This window comes from Vibrio sp. 10N.247.310.17, from assembly GCF_041466605.1.
Lineage (GTDB): Bacteria > Pseudomonadota > Gammaproteobacteria > Enterobacterales > Vibrionaceae > Vibrio > Vibrio tasmaniensis_A.
Window position 1 is genome coordinate 88,707 of record NZ_JBFSTC010000006.1, and the last position, 16,288, is coordinate 104,994.

At 43.9% G+C, this 16,288-nt stretch carries 14 protein-coding genes and 2 tRNA genes; 4 read left to right on the top strand and 12 right to left on the bottom strand.

Annotated elements, in window-relative coordinates; all coding sequences use genetic code 11:
- Nucleotides 1-9: 9 nt before the first annotated feature.
- From nusA to rlmE, 9 genes are all read right to left on the bottom strand, one after another.
- Nucleotides 10-1,497 carry a transcription termination factor NusA gene (gene nusA, locus AB6D80_RS03690; RefSeq protein ID WP_009847542.1) on the bottom strand — a complete coding sequence of 496 codons (1,488 nt, stop codon included), beginning with the start codon at nt 1,495-1,497 and terminating at the stop codon, nt 10-12.
- A 35-nt stretch (nt 1,498-1,532) separates the two neighbouring features.
- Nucleotides 1,533-1,988 carry a ribosome maturation factor RimP gene (gene rimP, locus AB6D80_RS03695; RefSeq protein WP_004734501.1) on the bottom strand — a complete coding sequence of 152 codons (456 nt, stop codon included), beginning with the start codon at nt 1,986-1,988 and terminating at the stop codon, nt 1,533-1,535.
- A 238-nt stretch (nt 1,989-2,226) separates the two neighbouring features.
- A tRNA-Met gene (locus AB6D80_RS03700) sits at nt 2,227-2,303 on the bottom strand.
- Nucleotides 2,304-2,356: 53 nt separating this feature from the next.
- Nucleotides 2,357-2,441: transfer RNA gene (locus AB6D80_RS03705), tRNA-Leu, on the bottom strand.
- Between the two features lie 16 nt (nt 2,442-2,457).
- Complete coding sequence (secG, locus tag AB6D80_RS03710) at nt 2,458-2,790, bottom strand: preprotein translocase subunit SecG (protein ID WP_009847546.1); 333 nt, start codon at nt 2,788-2,790, stop codon at nt 2,458-2,460.
- A gap of 278 nt (nt 2,791-3,068) precedes the next feature.
- Entirely contained in the window at nt 3,069-4,409 is a 1,341-nt protein-coding gene (gene glmM, locus AB6D80_RS03715) for a phosphoglucosamine mutase (RefSeq protein ID WP_017101803.1), read from the bottom strand.
- A 21-nt stretch (nt 4,410-4,430) separates the two neighbouring features.
- On the bottom strand, nt 4,431-5,261 hold the full coding sequence (gene folP, locus AB6D80_RS03720; RefSeq protein ID WP_017101804.1) for a dihydropteroate synthase: 831 nt from the start codon (nt 5,259-5,261) through the stop codon (nt 4,431-4,433).
- An 89-nt stretch (nt 5,262-5,350) separates the two neighbouring features.
- Nucleotides 5,351-7,321: an ATP-dependent zinc metalloprotease FtsH gene (gene ftsH, locus AB6D80_RS03725; RefSeq protein WP_371707099.1), complete on the bottom strand. Its 1,971-nt coding sequence runs from the start codon at nt 7,319-7,321 to the stop codon at nt 5,351-5,353.
- Nucleotides 7,322-7,428: 107 nt separating this feature from the next.
- Nucleotides 7,429-8,058, bottom strand: coding sequence for a 23S rRNA (uridine(2552)-2'-O)-methyltransferase RlmE (gene rlmE, locus AB6D80_RS03730; protein WP_009847548.1), 630 nt, complete (start codon nt 8,056-8,058; stop codon nt 7,429-7,431).
- Between the two features lie 114 nt (nt 8,059-8,172).
- On the opposite strand from rlmE, the gene yhbY reads away from it, so the two are divergent.
- The gene (yhbY, locus tag AB6D80_RS03735) at nt 8,173-8,469 is read left to right on the top strand and encodes a ribosome assembly RNA-binding protein YhbY (RefSeq protein WP_004734509.1); all 297 of its coding nucleotides are present in this window, start codon (nt 8,173-8,175) and stop codon (nt 8,467-8,469) included.
- A gap of 124 nt (nt 8,470-8,593) precedes the next feature.
- Here yhbY and greA read toward each other — a convergent pair whose 3' ends face one another.
- On the bottom strand, nt 8,594-9,067 hold the full coding sequence (gene greA, locus AB6D80_RS03740; RefSeq protein WP_009847549.1) for a transcription elongation factor GreA: 474 nt from the start codon (nt 9,065-9,067) through the stop codon (nt 8,594-8,596).
- 515 nt (nt 9,068-9,582) lie between these two features.
- Between greA and AB6D80_RS03745 the strand changes: the two genes are divergently transcribed.
- Both AB6D80_RS03745 and dacB read left to right on the top strand, forming a co-directional pair.
- Nucleotides 9,583-10,611, top strand: coding sequence for a porin (locus AB6D80_RS03745; protein WP_372187783.1), 1,029 nt, complete (start codon nt 9,583-9,585; stop codon nt 10,609-10,611).
- Between the two features lie 112 nt (nt 10,612-10,723).
- Nucleotides 10,724-12,157 (top strand): serine-type D-Ala-D-Ala carboxypeptidase, encoded by a 1,434-nt coding sequence (gene dacB, locus AB6D80_RS03750; RefSeq protein ID WP_017101807.1) that lies wholly within the window; start codon nt 10,724-10,726, stop codon nt 12,155-12,157.
- Nucleotides 12,158-12,267: 110 nt separating this feature from the next.
- Here dacB and AB6D80_RS03755 read toward each other — a convergent pair whose 3' ends face one another.
- Nucleotides 12,268-13,113 carry a magnesium transporter gene (locus AB6D80_RS03755; protein WP_009847552.1) on the bottom strand — a complete coding sequence of 282 codons (846 nt, stop codon included), beginning with the start codon at nt 13,111-13,113 and terminating at the stop codon, nt 12,268-12,270.
- A gap of 451 nt (nt 13,114-13,564) precedes the next feature.
- Nucleotides 13,565-14,752, bottom strand: a complete 1,188-nt coding sequence (gene tyrS, locus AB6D80_RS03760; protein ID WP_135384165.1) for a tyrosine--tRNA ligase — start codon at nt 14,750-14,752, stop codon at nt 13,565-13,567.
- Between the two features lie 129 nt (nt 14,753-14,881).
- Between tyrS and AB6D80_RS03765 the strand changes: the two genes are divergently transcribed.
- Entirely contained in the window at nt 14,882-16,171 is a 1,290-nt protein-coding gene (locus AB6D80_RS03765; protein ID WP_009847553.1) for a peptidoglycan DD-metalloendopeptidase family protein, read from the top strand.
- Nucleotides 16,172-16,288 lie beyond the last annotated feature (117 nt).

The following is a 16,288-nucleotide window of genomic DNA, read 5'->3' on the forward strand; positions in this document are numbered from 1 at the left end:
CTTGCTGAATTATTCTTCGTCGCCGAACCAACAGATGTTACGCGCAGCCATAATTAGCTCGCCTGCACGCTCTGCAGTTAGGTCTTCGATGCCTTCTAGTTCATCAACGCCTTGGTCAGCTAGGTCTTCCAATGTCGCAACGCCTTTTGCTGCTAGCTTGTAAGCCATTTCACGCTCAAGACCTTCAAGTGCAAGTAGGTCTTCAGCTGGCTCAACACCATCGAAAGTTTCTTCTTTCGCTAGCGCTAGAGTTGTCAGTGCGTCTTTCGCGCGGTTACGCAATTCTTCAACGATACCTTCATCTAGACCATCTACTTCAAGAAGCTCGTTCACAGGAACGTAGGCTACTTCTTCAAGCGTAGAGAAGCCTTCTTCAACAAGCATTTGAGCAAAGTCTTCTTCGATATCTAGGTGCTTCATGAAGTTTTCAATAGAAGCAACTGCTTCTTCTTGGTGCTTCTTCTCTAGATCAGCAACAGTCATTACGTTCAGTTCCCAACCAGTAAGTTGAGACGCTAGACGTACATTTTGACCGCTACGACCGATAGCTTGCGCTAGATTGTCAGCTTCAACCGCGATGTCCATTGAGTGCGTATCTTCGTCAACGATGATAGAAGCAACATCAGCAGGAGCCATTGCATTGATAACGAATTGCGCCGGGTTATCATCCCAAAGCACGATATCGATACGCTCACCGCCAAGGTCGTTAGATACAGCTTGTACACGTGCGCCACGCATACCAACACACGCACCAACAGGGTCAATACGTTTGTCGTTTGTTTTAACGGCGATTTTAGCACGAGAACCAGCGTCACGTGCAGCACCTTTAAGTTCAATTAGCTCTTCACCAATCTCAGGCACTTCAACACGGAATAGTTCAGCTAGCATTTCTGGCTTAGAACGAGTAACAAAAAGCTGGAAACCACGAGCTTCTGGCTTAACTGCGTATAGAAGACCACGAACACGGTCACCTGGACGGAAGTTTTCACGAGGAAGTTGGTCATCACGAAGGATTACCGCTTCAGCATTGTTACCTAGATCTAGAATCACTGTGTCACGGTTAACTTTCTTAACTGCGCCAGTGACTAGCTCGCCTTCGTTATCAATAAACTGTTCAACGATTTGAGCGCGTTCAGCTTCACGTACTTTCTGTACGATAACTTGCTTAGCTGTTTGAGTCGTAATACGGTCAAACGTTACTGATTCGATATCATCTTCGATGAAACCGCCAAGTTCGATCTCTGGATCATCGTACTTTGCAGCTTCAATAGAGATTTCTTTTGTTGGGAATTCAACTTCCTCAACAGCTTCCCAACGGCGGAAAGTTTCGAAATTACCCGTTTTACGGTCAATCTCAACACGAACTTCGATTTCTAGTTCGCTTTTCTTTTTTGTTGCCGTTGCAAGCGCGATTTCAAGCGCTTCAAAAATACGCTCACGAGGAACTGCTTTCTCATTAGAAACAGCTTCTACTACCGCCAAAATTTCTTTGTTCATTAATCTAGCCTCTTAAGCTCTTCTCTCTAGGAGAACTAAAATTTAGGGATCAGGTTAGCTTTCGCAATATTGCTCAGGACGAATTCTTCTTCTTGTCCTTCAACCAATACTTTCACTGTCTCGCCTTCGATAGATTGGATATCACCTTTCCATTTACGACGGTTGCCGACAGCCATTTTCAAAACGATGCTTACCTCGTGACCAATAAATTGTTGGTAATGCTCAGCTTTGAACAGTGGTCTCTCTAAACCTGGTGAAGACACTTCAAGGTTATAAGCCACTGAAATTGGATCTTCAACGTCCATTACGGCACTTACTTGGTGACTAACTTCAGAGCAATCATCTACATTGATACCATTTGGTGAATCGATGTAAATGCGTAGCGTTGAGTGCTCACCAGCACGAATAAATTCTAATCCAACTAACTCATAACCTGATGCTGCTACTGGAGCGTCAAGCATTTCAGTAAGTTGTCTTTCTAAACCAGTCATTTAACCACTCCAGAAACAAAAAAAGGGCTCAAAGCCCAATTTAAATTCCAAGCAAACATTATCATCTAAGATGCATTTATAAATGCTTAGATAACAAAAAACCCCGTATAAGTCGGGGTTTTTGTTGCTGGACCCTTATATGTTAAGTGTCATCATATTTGATATCACACTTAACTCACAGTGAGGTTCACACTGTGCAAACTTGCTACCAATACAAGCTATATAATAGCATTGAAATTGGTTGCGGGAGCCGGATTTGAACCGACGACCTTCGGGTTATGAGCCCGACGAGCTACCAAACTGCTCCATCCCGCGTCCGACTTGTGAGCATTATACGCCCAACAAGATGTTTTACAAGTTTGTAAACATGGTGCCGAGAGAGGGACTCGAACCCTCACACCCTAAGGCACTAGCACCTCATGCTAGCGTGTCTACCAATTTCACCATCTCGGCATCAAATCTTTACAGATTATTGTGGAATTTCGTCGCCTTGCGCCGGAACTTCACTCACTGCATCTTCAGCTTGTTGAATCACCTGACCTTGAGTCGGGTCAATCCACTGTGACTCAGTTTTATGTGTAGACATATTACCAAGCACTAAGCTAAGGATAAAAAATGTAGTTGCAAAAATTGCAGTCATTCGGGTAAGGAAATTTCCTGAGCCACCAGCACCAAACACAGTGTTTGAAGCGCCAGCACCGAAAGAGGCTCCCATATCTGCGCCTTTACCTTGTTGAATCAACACTAGGCCAATTACACCAAGCGCTGCCAACAGGTAAATCACAAGTAGAACTGTAAACATTTTTCCACCTATGTTCCTAATTGTTGAGCCAGCGCCGTTCAAAAAACTATTTTCAAGAACAAGGCTAGCGACCTCCTAACTGAAGGCCGAGCAATACTAGCGAATGCGACGATGACTGACAAGGGGAATTTACTAAAAAATAAGCCTTTACCAAGCAAGTGGTCAAAAAAAGGGCAAAAGGGACACAAAACTCATTTGCGTCCCTTTTTAATCATCACATAACTAAAACCCGGCCCCCACAAGTGAGACCGACTTCGCCTGTTACGGCAAACGTTTTATTAGCAATTCGCTTTTACTGCATCAGCAATTTTCAGTGCAGAACTCTGAACAAGTTCAGCATCTTCACCTTCGACCATTACGCGAAGTAGTGGCTCAGTACCCGATTTGCGTAATAGCACACGACCTTTCTCACCGAGTTCCGTCTCGACTTCAATAACAGCCGCTTTCACAGCTTCTGCTTCTAGTGGATTTGAATCACCACTGAAACGAACATTTTCTAGAACTTGAGGGTATAACGTCATACCTTGAGAAAGCTCATTCAGTGTCATTTCACTATCGACAACTGAGGCCAATACTTGCAGAGCAGCAACGATAGCATCACCTGTCGTCACTTTATCTAATAGGATAACGTGCCCCGAGTTCTCAGCACCGATCTTCCAGCCTTTAGCTAGAAGTTGTTCCATAACATAACGGTCACCAACAGCAGCACGTACAAATGGAATACCTAACTGCTTAAGGCCATTTTCCATACCAAGGTTGGTCATTAGCGTACCAACAACTCCGCCTTTTAGTTCACCACGACGTAGCGCATCACGAGCAATGATGTAAGCGATTTGGTCGCCATCAACCTTGTTGCCTAGCTCATCAACCATGATGATACGATCACCATCACCATCAAAGCCAAGGCCTAACGCCGCTTTTTCTTCAAGCACTTTAGCTTGCAGAGCGCGTACATCAGTCGCACCGACTTCGTGGTTGATGTTAGTGCCATTTGGCTCCACACCAATCGCAACAACCTCAGCACCCAGCTCTTTAAATACAGCCGGCGCAATGTGGTAAGTCGCACCATGCGCGCAATCCACCACAATTTTCATACCCGCTAGCGTCATTTTGTGTGGGAATGTACTTTTACAAAATTCAATATAACGGCCTGCTGCATCATTTAGGCGTACCGCTTTACCTAATTCGGAAGATTCCACGCACTCGATATCTTTGTCTAGCTCAGCTTCGATGGCGAGTTCAATCTCATCCGACAATTTAGTACCTTCAGACGAGAAGAACTTGATGCCGTTGTCATAGAAGGGGTTGTGCGATGCAGAGATAACAATCCCCGCTTCAGCACGGAAAGTTTGTGTTAGGTAGGCAACAGCCGGTGTCGGCATTGGCCCCGTAAACGTAGCTTGAAGACCAGCAGCAGCTAAGCCAGCTTCTAAAGCAGACTCAAGCATGTAGCCAGAAATACGAGTATCTTTACCAATGATCACTTTCTTTGTGCCCTGCTTTGCAAGAACACGACCAGCAGCCCAGCCAAGCTTCAAAACAAAATCAGGTGTGATTGGGTACTGGCCCACTTTTCCACGTACACCATCTGTGCCGAAGTAACGTCTTTTATCAGACATATTGATTTTCCTTAATTATGATTAGTGATTGTTATTCATCACTTCGATTATCTTCATCGCTTCCAATGTATCTTCAACATCGTGAACGCGAATAATTTGTGCACCTTTCATTGCTGCGATTGTTGCGCAAGTAACGCTAGCGACCATGCAGTCAGCTGGGACTTTGTCTAGTAGCTTAAAGATCATCGATTTTCTCGACATCCCCGCTAAGACAGGCAAACCAAGCGTATGAAACTTTTCAAGGTGCGCTAATAAATGGTAATTGTGTTCGATGGTTTTACCAAAACCAAAACCAGGGTCAAGAATCAGCTGCTCTTTTGATATACCGACCGCCTCACAAGCTTCAACCCTTTCTTGTAAAAAGTCTTCGACATCTGTTAGAACATCTTCGTAGCTTGGATTGGCTTGCATGGTTCTTGGCTGACCTTTCATGTGCATCAAGCAAATAGGTACATTAGCCTCTGCGGCCACTTCTAGAGCTCCGGGCTCTTGCAGTGCGCGTACATCATTGATCAAGTCAGCACCCGCTTCAACAGCTTGGCGCATCACCTCAGCTTTGCTGGTATCAATCGAGATCCAAACATCAAACTTGGCGCGAATCGCTTTAATCGCCGGGATAACTCGAGCTAACTCCTCCTTTAAGGACACCTCTGGAGCACCCGGACGAGTCGACTCACCACCAATATCAATAATGCTAACGCCAGCCTGAATCATTCGCTCTGCTTGCAGTAAAGCATTATCTAATGAATTGAATTTTCCGCCATCAGAGAAAGAGTCAGGCGTAACATTGAGGATACCCATCACATGTGGGCGGTCTAAAACGAGCGTTTTATTGTGTGCTTTTAATATCATGGAAGGTGGGTCTTAAAGGTAAAAAATATCTTGGGCTAGAAACAGAAAAACCCTGAGCGTACTCAGGGTTTTAATTTAAAGCTTAGCAATTAAGAATCTTTGTTTTGAGCATCATCTGATTCAGATTTAACTTCTTCAACTGTCGACTCTTCAGCTTTTGGCTCGGCTTCGGCTTTCTCTTCTGATTTAGCTTCAGGTTTAGCTTCTTCCTTTGCAGGTTCTGCTTTCGCCTGGTCACCCCAACCAGCAGGCTCACGAATGTCGTCTTTGCGTTCCATCAAGTCATCAATCTGACCTGCATCAATCGTTTCAAACTTCATTAGCGCATCTTTCATCGAGTGCATGATATCCATGTTCTCTTCAAGAATCTGTTTCGCACGAGCATAGTTACGGTCGATAAGAATACGAATTTCTTCATCGATTAATCTAGTTGTATCGTCAGAAACATGTTTCGCTTGGCTCATGCCGCGACCTAGGAAAACTTCGCCTTCCTCTTCAGCATAAAGAAGAGGACCTAGTTTTTCGGAGAAGCCCCACTGCGTAACCATCTTACGAGCAATATCAGTTGCACGCTCGATATCGTTAGACGCACCAGTCGAAACTTTGTCTTTACCGTAGATAAGCTCTTCAGCAAGACGACCACCGTACAAGCTAGAGATCATTGATTCTAGATGCTGGCGAGACATGCTTACGCGGTCTTGCTCAGGTAAGTACATAGTTACACCAAGCGCACGACCACGTGGGATGATTGATACTTTGTACACTGGATCGTGTTCAGGTACCAAACGACCAACAATTGCGTGACCTGCTTCGTGGTAAGCCGTTGACTCTTTCACTTCCTCAGACATCACCATTGAACGGCGCTCTGCACCCATCATAATTTTGTCTTTCGCAAGTTCAAACTCAACCATAGATACATTGCGTTTGTTACCACGAGCAGCAAATAGAGCCGCTTCGTTAACAAGGTTCGCAAGGTCTGCACCAGAGAAACCAGGAGTACCACGAGCAATCAGAGATGGTTCAACATCACCTGATAGTGGCACTTTACGCATGTGTACTTTAAGAATCTGTTCACGACCACGTACATCAGGTAGACCAACCACAACTTGACGGTCAAAACGACCAGGACGAAGTAATGCAGGGTCTAGTACGTCTGGACGGTTAGTCGCAGCGATAACAATAATACCTTCGTTACCTTCGAAACCATCCATCTCAACCAGCATTTGGTTAAGTGTTTGCTCACGTTCATCGTGACCACCACCAACACCAGCGCCACGTTGACGACCTACAGCATCGATTTCATCGATAAAGATGATACAAGGCGCTGCTTTCTTCGCTTGTTCGAACATGTCACGCACACGAGATGCACCAACACCAACAAACATTTCAACGAAGTCAGAACCAGAGATAGTAAAGAACGGTACTTTCGCTTCACCAGCAATCGCTTTTGCAAGCAATGTCTTACCCGTACCAGGAGGACCGACCAACAGGATACCTGTCGGGATCTTACCACCAAGCTTTTGGAAGCGACTTGGGTCACGAAGGTAATCCACAAGCTCTTTCACGTCTTCTTTTGCTTCGTCACAACCAGCAACATCAGCAAACATCGTTTTGATTTGTTCTTCGCTCATCATTCGAGCTTTGCTCTTACCAAAAGACATTGCGCCTTTACCGCCGCCGCCGCCTTGCATTTGACGCATGAAGAAAATCCACACACCAATCAGTAAGATCATTGGGAACCATGAAATGAAGATAGTGCCAAGCAGGCTCTGCTCTTCAGGTGGTGTACCCTGAACTTTTACGTTTTGATTAATTAAGTCATCAAGTAGCTTTTGATCATAAACAGGCATGTAAGTTACATACTTAGAGCCACCACCACGACGTGTGAAAGTGATTTCGCTGTTATTGAACTGTGCGTCTTGAATCTGGCCTTGGCCAACTTCCTGTACAAACGTGGTGTAATCTACTGCTCTGCCGTTACTTTCCCCAGGGCCGAAGCTCTGGAATACCGACATCAACACTACCGCGATAACAAGCCACAGAATTAAATTTTTTGCCATGTCACTCAAGGTGTAAGCCTCTCGATAACTAATTGTAATTAAAGGTAGGGTACTACAGTTTGTAACCTGTAGCCATGTTGTTAACTCTCACTCTTGGAAGAGAATCGTTAACCTTTGTAACCAGTTGCTACGATAAACACTTCACGAGAGCGAGCTCGAGAAGAGTCGGGTTTTCTAACTTTGACTGTTTTAAACATCTCACGAACGTCCTTAACATATTGGTCAAACCCTTCGCCTTGGAATACTTTTACAACAAAACTACCATTGGTAGCTAGAACTTGTCGACACATATCCAAAGCTAATTCAACTAAATACATAGCTCTTGGCTGATCCACAGAATTGTTGCCTGCTATATTAGGTGCCATATCAGACATCACGACATCAACCATGTTTGGTTGTATACGTTCCAACAACGCATCTAGCACAGCTTCTTCGCGGAAATCGCCTTGTAAAAAGCTCACTCCAGCAATCGGATCCATTGGTAACAAGTCACACGCAATGATTTGACCGTTGTCTCCGATAATCTTAGCAGCATATTGAGACCAACCGCCAGGCGCTGCACCCAAATCCACAATGGTCATCCCTGGAGTCAGCAATTTATCTTTCGTTTGAATCTCTTCCATTTTGAAATAAGCACGCGAACGATAGCCTTTTTTTCTGGCTTCATTTGCGTACTTGTCGTCGAAGTGTTCCTTCAACCAACGGCCTGAACTGGCCGAGTGTTTCTGTTTGCTCATTGGATACCTAAATTGGAGGAAAGTACTAATTGCTGAATAAATTATAGTCTTCAGCTTTAGATGGCGTTAAAATAGGTTTTTTCAACCCTAATACTAAATAAAATTGGCCGCGTAATGAACCTAAGTACCAAACAAAAGCAGCATCTAAAGGGCCTAGCTCACAGTTTAAAACCTGTTGTGCTAATGGGCGCAAATGGACTTACTGAAGCTGTTCTAGCGGAAATCGAATTAGCTCTAGACCACCACGAACTGATCAAGATTAAAGTTGCATCAGAAGACCGTGAGACTAAGCAACTGATTATCGATGCAATTGTACGTGAATCTAAAGCTGAGAAAGTACAGACTATCGGTAAAGTTCTTGTACTGTTCCGTCAGTCAGAAGCACGTAAAATCGAGATTCCACGCAAGTAAGCGAGCTTAATATAAGCTAACTTCATTAAAAGGAAGCCACTGCGCTTAGCTTTTAGTGTAGCGTGAGAAACGAAAAAGGTCGCATTAGCGACCTTTTTACTTATCAAAAACAAAGAAAATTCAATTAGATGTATTCTACTTTGTCGATTTCGAAGTCTTTATCACCACCTGGGGTAGAGATCAGTACTTCATCGCCTTCCATCTTACCGATAAGACCACGTGCAATTGGGGATTTCACAGAAATGCGACCCGTTTTGATATCGGCTTCATCTTCAGAAACGATTTGGTAGCGGAATTCTTCATCCGTATCTACGTCAATCAAAGTCACTGTCGTGCCAAAGATAATCTTACCTGTGTTATCCATCTGCGTTACATCGATGATCTGAGCCAGTGATAGCTTATATTCAATATCTCGAATTTGAGCTTCACAGATACCCTGCTCTTCACGAGCTGCGTGGTATTCAGCGTTCTCTTTCAAGTCACCGAGTTCACGAGCTTCACCAATAGCTGCTGAAATAATAGGACGTAGCTTAAGTAGGCGATCTAATTCGTCACGTAGCTGCTGAGCGCCACGTACTGTCATTGGAACCTTTTCCATTTTTTACCTCTATGCCAAAGCTTTCTTTGGCCAACATAAATCCACCCAACATACTTATTGGGTGATAGAAACAAAACGATTTGGCTTAGTGTAAACAAAGTTTATGGCTAAATCACCTTTATTCCACTTTGCGTTATAAAAGCTTTATCTAGGTCTAAATTACAGACATCACAAAAATGAATAATAACCTCACCATCAATAAGTTAGTGATAAAATATCTAAAAAAAACAAAAATAAACCAAATAAACACAGATCACACTTTTATAAAAATCACATAAAATCAATAACTTAAACATAGCCAAACTCAATAAAACAGTGTGCATAATTTTTATTGATATCATTTTACTACCTGATGGTGGAACTTTAGGGTTAAAAAGTACCCCACGGATTGTTCTGGCAAGTTTCACGCTTTTGTTCTAAGCATGATTATGAAGCTTGATTAATACGAGCAATACACAAAAAGGATTCAAATCCTTGATAAATACCTTTATGGACAGTAATTAGGAATTAATAACATGAACAAGACTATGATCGCGCTTGCTGTATCTGCTGCAGCTCTTGCTACTGGTGCTAACGCTTCAGAACTATACAACCAAGACGGTACTTCTCTAGAAATGGGTGGCCGTGCGGAAGCTCGTCTATCTATGAAAGATGGCAAAGCGTCTGACGAATCTCGCATCCGTCTTAACTTTCTAGGTAAAGTTGAAATCCAAGATGGCCTATACGGCGTTGGTTTCTACGAAGGTGAATTCACTACAGCTGACTCTACAGCAACATCGAATGATAACGGTTCTGACCTTGATAACCGTTACACGTACGCTGGTATTGGCGGCACATTTGGTGAAGTAACTTACGGTAAAAACGATGGCGCACTAGGCGTAATCACTGACTTTACCGATATCATGGCTTACCACGGTAACTCTGCTGCAGATAAACTAGCGGCTGCTGATCGTACTGACAACATGCTTTCTTACAAAGGTCAATTCCAAGACCTAAGCGTAAAAGCAAGCTACCGTTTTGCTGACCGCTCACTAAACAACGCTAAAACTGACTACGTTGATAATGGTGAAGACGGCTACTCTCTATCAGCTATCTACGCTATTGGCGAAACTGGTGCTAAGCTAGGTGCTGGTTACGCAGATCAAGATCAATCGAATGAATACATGCTGTCGGGTTCTTACTCAATCTCTGACTTGTACTTCGCTGGTGTATTCACTGACGGTGAAAAGCAAACTACAGGCACTATCAAAAATAAAGCTGTTGATTACACAGGTTACGAGCTAGCAGCGGCTTATACTCTAGGCCAAACTGTATTCTCAACTACGTATAACAACGCAGAAACTGATAGCGAAACGTCTGCTGACAATATTGCTATCGACGCAACGTACTACTTCAAGCCTAACTTCCGTGGCTACGTATCGTACAACTTCAACCTAATCTCAGCGGGTGATAAGATCGATACTACAGATCTAGCTTCAAACGGTGTCGCAACTTCTGCACAAGCTGAAGACGAGCTAGCTCTAGGTCTACGTTACGACTTCTAATTCTGATTATCTAATTGATTAATTAGTTAATTGAGAATCAAAACGCCCGCTCTATAGCGGGCGTTTTTTATATCTGTATACTGAAAACATCAGTCATCCAAGAAAACCTTCTATGCGCCTTCTATCCAGCTTACTCCTATGTGGTTTGTCACTGTGTAGCTATTCAATTAGTGCTTTCGAATACCTCCCTCTAGATAAACTGCCCGATGGCAGTAGCACAAGCTTGATACTGAAGTCATTGAGTGATGATTCGAGTGAGTTGAACACCAATAGCGATGGCTTTTACCCTCCCGCCAGTACGTTAAAGCTAGTCACCGCTTTGGCAGTCAAATTGGAGTTAGGAGATAATTTTAACTACACGACCAGCATTGCGCGTTCTAATAAAGATGTCGTGATCTCATTCAGTGGTGACCCTACACTACAAAGAGAGCATCTAAAAAACCTTTTAGATCAATATGCTAAATCGCAATCTAAAACAATCAAGGGCAACTTATACCTCGATAACTCAGCTTTTACTGGCTATCAACGAGCGGTTGGTTGGCCTTGGGACATTTTAGGCGTTTGTTACAGCGCTCCCTCTAGTGCAATGACCTTAGACAGTAACTGCGCACAAGCCTCTATTTATACAAAAGATAACGGTACAACACGCGTATATATCCCAGCTCACTATCCGATAGACGTGACAACCTCAGCAGCCACGGTAACTCGCTCTGGCCAAAAGGCAACGCAATGCGACCTTGAGCTTATTACTACCCCAGATAACACTTACAAGCTCTCTGGTTGCTTAGTTGAGCGTAAGAAACCACTGCCGCTCAAGTTCGCGATTCAAAATCCAGAGCTTTACACCTATCAAGTCGTTACATCGATTCTTAAAGAACTGAGAATTGAAGTAAAAGGCAATGTGGTCGTTGGCAAAAAAGCTAAAGCAGGCAAAAGCACGTTAATCGCAAGTCACAGCTCAGAGAAACTTCCCGAACTGATTAATATCATGCTCAAGAAATCAGACAATCTAATAGCAGACAATCTAACTAAAACGCTGGGTGCGACATTTTATGTTCAACCGGGCAGTTTTAATAACGGCACTGAAGCGATAAAGCAGATATTACTGACCAAAGCCGATATTGACCTAAGCCAAGCACAGTTGGTCGATGGTTCTGGGCTATCCAGAAATAACCGCATGACCTCGCAAACCATGGCTCAAGTGCTTCGTTATATCTGGGAAAACGACCAACAGCTCAACCTGATTGAGGCTATGCCTACATCTGGTACTGATGGCACGCTCAAATACCGTCAAAGCATGCGAAAAGCACCAATCCAAGGCAACATTATTGCCAAAAGTGGTTCTTTGTATGGGAGCTACAACATGGCAGGCTTTGGTTTAGATAAAGCGGGAAAACCAAACTCTCTATTTGTACAGTTTGTCCGTGATTACTTTCCTGACACACCAGATCCAGAAAAACCAGTAGAAGCACCCATCACCCAGTTTGAACGAGCTTTCTACACAGATGTAGTTGAATTCAGTCAAACACAGAGCAAACCTAAGTAATGTTCAACTCTGTTTAAGCTTCTACTTAAGCAATAAAAATGGCGCTGAAGATCTTGAATCTTCAGCGCCATTTTTGTCTCATAAGGTGCTTTTAGCTATTTTTATAAATGCTAAGCGATCCCTAAGAATGAATTAACCACAGTGAAGTAGATCCACATTCCAGAGATATCCACTATCGAAGCCAGTACAGGGCTCACTAACACAGCAGGATCAAGTTTGAAGAATCGAGCGACTATCGGTAACCCACCGCCGAGTACAGTTGATATGGTCACTTGAATAAACAGAGCAACAGCAATCGCGTAAGCAATCATATTAATGTCGTAACCACCCGTTGACTGGTTGTCACTGAATAATAAGATTCGGCCAATCATCACTAAGGCGATCGCAAGAGCTAAACAGATAGCAACTCTAAGCTCTTTCCATAGAACGTTGGCCCACTGGCGTTTCTTCAATTCCCCTGTGGCTAAGGCCCTAATGACCAAAGTCGCAGCTTGTGTTCCTGTGTTGCCACCCGCGGCAGCGATTACCGGCATATAGATCGCCAGAAGTACTAGCTGGCTAAGAATGTCTTCATACTGAGCAATGATAAGCCCAGAGACAATGCCCAGCAGTGCTAAGGCAATAATCCAACCGATACGCTGCCTAACATGGCTAAGCACTCCAGTTGAAAGGTAACCTTGTTGAGGTTCAACCTCTGAGTAGATCAGCCCTAGTTGGTGAGCTAGATGTCGAGAGCGCTTCTCAAAGCCCTGCTCTTCTAGCTCACTAAGTAAAGTCTGAATCGTACTAAGAGAGCATTGCCCAAGCACTAACACCGCATCTTCAAGTGGCATGCGGTTTAAAAGGTTAATTTGTTGCTCACGCCCATACTGTTGAAAGGCATTCGATACAGCTTGGATGTCTTGCTCTGAGTACAGAGCTTCAATAGATAAAAAAGTGTTGTTCATTACCGTCATGGCGAATCTCCCGATTGGCAAAGGTAACGACCATCAAAACAAGTAGCCTATAGAGAGTACCCCGAGAGTGTAAAGCGGTGTACACCAAGAGCGTATAGCTATATACATCAAGAATATAAACTAAGCGCACCAAGAGCTTAAAGCACTGATGTGTCTACTTGTTAGAATCTAGAGTGTGGAAAAGAATGAGGGGAAAACAGATACCCTACCCGAACGGCAGGACAATAGATCAATACCGAGACGAGTTATTCTTCTCCATTCAAACTAGGAGGATGGTCGGTATTGTTCATAAAAATCTCCAAAATTACTGTCAGCTCGACAGCGCGCATAGTGTAGCAATCCTGTAAAAAATTCTTCGTCAACTTTCTGTCAATAAATAAGGGGCAATAAATAGGGGCCCATAAAAAAGGCATCCGAAGATGCCTTTTCTATAAATCATTGAGATTTAATATTACTTAATAGTAATACGAGCAAACTTACGCTTACCTACTTGGTAGACCGCAGTACCTGCTTCAGGTACCAATTTGCTGTCTTCAATCTTCTCGCCTTCAAGCTTAGCTGCGCCTTGCTTGATCATACGCATCGCATCAGAAGTCGAGTTTACAAGACCTGCTTCCTTTAGAACGTTCGCAATTGGTAGGCCTGCTTCGAATTCAAATTCAGGCATTTCATCAGGAACTTGGTTCTTAGCAAAACGGTTAACGAACTCTTGCTCAGCCGCTTCAGCATCTGCTTCGCTGTGGAAACGAGCAATGATCTCTTTAGCAAGAAGTACTTTCACGTCACGAGGGTTTTTGCCCGCCTCAACGCCAGCTTTCAGTTCCGCAACTTCTTCAAGAGGACGGAAAGACAGTAGCTCGTAGTAGCTCCACATTAGATCGTCAGAGATAGACATGATCTTACCAAACATCTCGCTTGGTGCTTCGCTGATACCGATGTAGTTGTGCGCAGACTTAGACATCTTCTTAACGCCGTCTAGACCAACAAGTAGTGGCATCATCAGCACCGCTTGTGGTTTTTGACCTGCTGCTTTTTGCAGTTCACGCCCCATAAGAAGGTTAAACTTCTGGTCAGTACCGCCAAGCTCAACATCGCTCTCTAGTGCAACAGAGTCGTGACCTTGAAGAAGTGGGTACATGAATTCGTGGATTGCGATCGGTTGACCACCAGCGTAACGCTTTTTAAAGTCATCACGTTCAAGCATACGAGCAACAGTTTGGTTAGAAGCAAGACGAATCATGCCTTCTGCACCAAGTTCAGATAACCACTCAGAGTTGAAACGAATTTGCGTTTTCGCAGGATCTAGAATCTTGAATACTTGCTCTTTGTAAGTTTCAGCATTCTTCAATACGTCTTCACGGCTTAGCGGTGGACGTGTTGAGTTCTTACCTGATGGATCACCAACCATTGCTGTGAAATCACCGATAAGGAACGTCACTTCATGACCAAGCTCTTGGAAAGCACGAAGCTTGTTAAAGATAACCGTATGGCCTAGGTGGATATCTGGAGCGGTTGGATCGGCACCCAGTTTAATGCGTAAAGGACGACCTTCTTTTAGTTTCGCAATCAGTTCGTCTTCTGGAATCAGTTCTTCTACGCCACGTTTGATCTCGGCTAGTGCAGCTTCAATACTCGCCATTCTTGTTCACTCCCACAGATTTGGCAAAAATATAATAATTAGACATCTTACTTGAATAGCGATGTATTTTGAAACCAGTTACACTATTCCGTCGTCTATTTTCATAATATTTACAGAACGAACCGGAACATGTTGTCTATTTTTGCACGCCTTCCCATTTTGCACCGGGCATTTATCGCATTTTTTAGTGCCGTAATTTTTATCGCTATTTTCTTACTCCCCGACGTCAACAGCTTACGTGACGATACGGGAGCTTTAGTCGTTGGAAAACACTACCCACTGACGATCAGTGCATCAGCACTTGTTAGCTCAAGTGACGCACCACCGACGGCAGTACTCAAATGGGAGAAATACACCGTTCGCTCTGGCGAAAGCACCTCTGTTTTATTTGAACGTATTGGCCTTTCATACCGTTTACTGATCACTCTACTCAATACCAACAACGATATTAAAAAGCAGCTGTCCAATCTAAGACCTGGCGACGTATTACAATTCGGCTTTGATGAAAACAACGACCTTATTCAGTTGAAGCGACAACTTAGTGCGTTTGAAAGCTTCAAGATCACTAAGTCTGGCGATTCATTCTCCTCTAGCTTCGACAAAAAGGAAGTGGCCTACCAATACAACTATGCCGAAGCCAACATCACGTCTAACTTCTGGAACGCCGGCGTCAATGCAGGCCTAACTGCAAACCAAATTATGGAACTGGCGGGCATCTTCGGTTGGGATATCGACTTTGCGTTGGATATTCGCAACAACGACAGCTTTAAGATTTTGTACCAAGAGAAAGTCGTTGAAGGCGAAGTGATTGGTCGCGGCAAGATCATGGCGGCAGTATTCAAAAACCAAGGTGATTCATTTACCGCGGTATTAGATGATAGAAGCGGCAACTACTTCGATGAAAATGGTCGTGCTATGAAGAAAGCCTTCTTGCGCTCACCGATTGATTTTCGCCGTGTAACATCGAACTTTAACCCTCGTAGAAAACACCCAGTAACCGGTAAGGTTCGAGCTCACCGAGGCACCGACTACGCAGCCCCTGTTGGCACACCTATCTGGGCAGCCGGTGACGGTATTGTTCAGAAATCGGGTTACAACCAATTCAATGGTAACTACGTGTTCATTCGCCACAGCAACACCTATATTACTAAATACTTGCATATGAAGCGACGTATGGTGAAAACAGGTCAGCGCGTAAAACAAGGCCAAACCATTGGTACTTTGGGCGGTACAGGCCGTGTGACTGGCCCGCACTTACACTATGAATTCTTGGTCAATGGCGTACATAAAAATGCGCGAACCGTGAAATTACCGCAATCTAAGTCGTTAACCGGTAAAGCAAAAGCAACCTTTATTGCCAACTCAGAGATTCGACTGAATAACCTTGAGCGATACGGCCAGTTACTAGCGACTAATTAGGCAACTAGATACCAATTAGGTTAAGAGCCCTATAAACCAACGAAAAGAGCGCCCACCAAGGCTAATGCCGATCAGTTAAAGCCAAAGTGATCGGTTGAAGGATCCTTCCGAGCTGTC

What these genes read in the sequence shown, in the direction of transcription:
- AB6D80_RS03745 (WP_372187783.1), top strand. Translation starts at nt 9,583, where the DNA reads ATGAACAAGACTATGATCGCGCTTGCTGTATCTGCTGCAGCTCTTGCT.
- AB6D80_RS03765 (WP_009847553.1), top strand. Translation starts at nt 14,882, where the DNA reads ATGTTGTCTATTTTTGCACGCCTTCCCATTTTGCACCGGGCATTTATC.
- greA (WP_009847549.1), bottom strand. Translation starts at nt 9,067, where the DNA reads ATGGAAAAGGTTCCAATGACAGTACGTGGCGCTCAGCAGCTACGTGAC.
- tyrS (WP_135384165.1), bottom strand. Translation starts at nt 14,752, where the DNA reads ATGGCGAGTATTGAAGCTGCACTAGCCGAGATCAAACGTGGCGTAGAA.
- nusA (WP_009847542.1), bottom strand. Translation starts at nt 1,497, where the DNA reads ATGAACAAAGAAATTTTGGCGGTAGTAGAAGCTGTTTCTAATGAGAAA.
- rimP (WP_004734501.1), bottom strand. Translation starts at nt 1,988, where the DNA reads ATGACTGGTTTAGAAAGACAACTTACTGAAATGCTTGACGCTCCAGTA.
- yhbY (WP_004734509.1), top strand. Translation starts at nt 8,173, where the DNA reads ATGAACCTAAGTACCAAACAAAAGCAGCATCTAAAGGGCCTAGCTCAC.
- glmM (WP_017101803.1), bottom strand. Translation starts at nt 4,409, where the DNA reads ATGTCTGATAAAAGACGTTACTTCGGCACAGATGGTGTACGTGGAAAA.
- secG (WP_009847546.1), bottom strand. Translation starts at nt 2,790, where the DNA reads ATGTTTACAGTTCTACTTGTGATTTACCTGTTGGCAGCGCTTGGTGTA.
- AB6D80_RS03755 (WP_009847552.1), bottom strand. Translation starts at nt 13,113, where the DNA reads ATGACGGTAATGAACAACACTTTTTTATCTATTGAAGCTCTGTACTCA.
- folP (WP_017101804.1), bottom strand. Translation starts at nt 5,261, where the DNA reads ATGATATTAAAAGCACACAATAAAACGCTCGTTTTAGACCGCCCACAT.
- rlmE (WP_009847548.1), bottom strand. Translation starts at nt 8,058, where the DNA reads ATGAGCAAACAGAAACACTCGGCCAGTTCAGGCCGTTGGTTGAAGGAA.
- dacB (WP_017101807.1), top strand. Translation starts at nt 10,724, where the DNA reads ATGCGCCTTCTATCCAGCTTACTCCTATGTGGTTTGTCACTGTGTAGC.
- ftsH (WP_371707099.1), bottom strand. Translation starts at nt 7,321, where the DNA reads ATGGCAAAAAATTTAATTCTGTGGCTTGTTATCGCGGTAGTGTTGATG.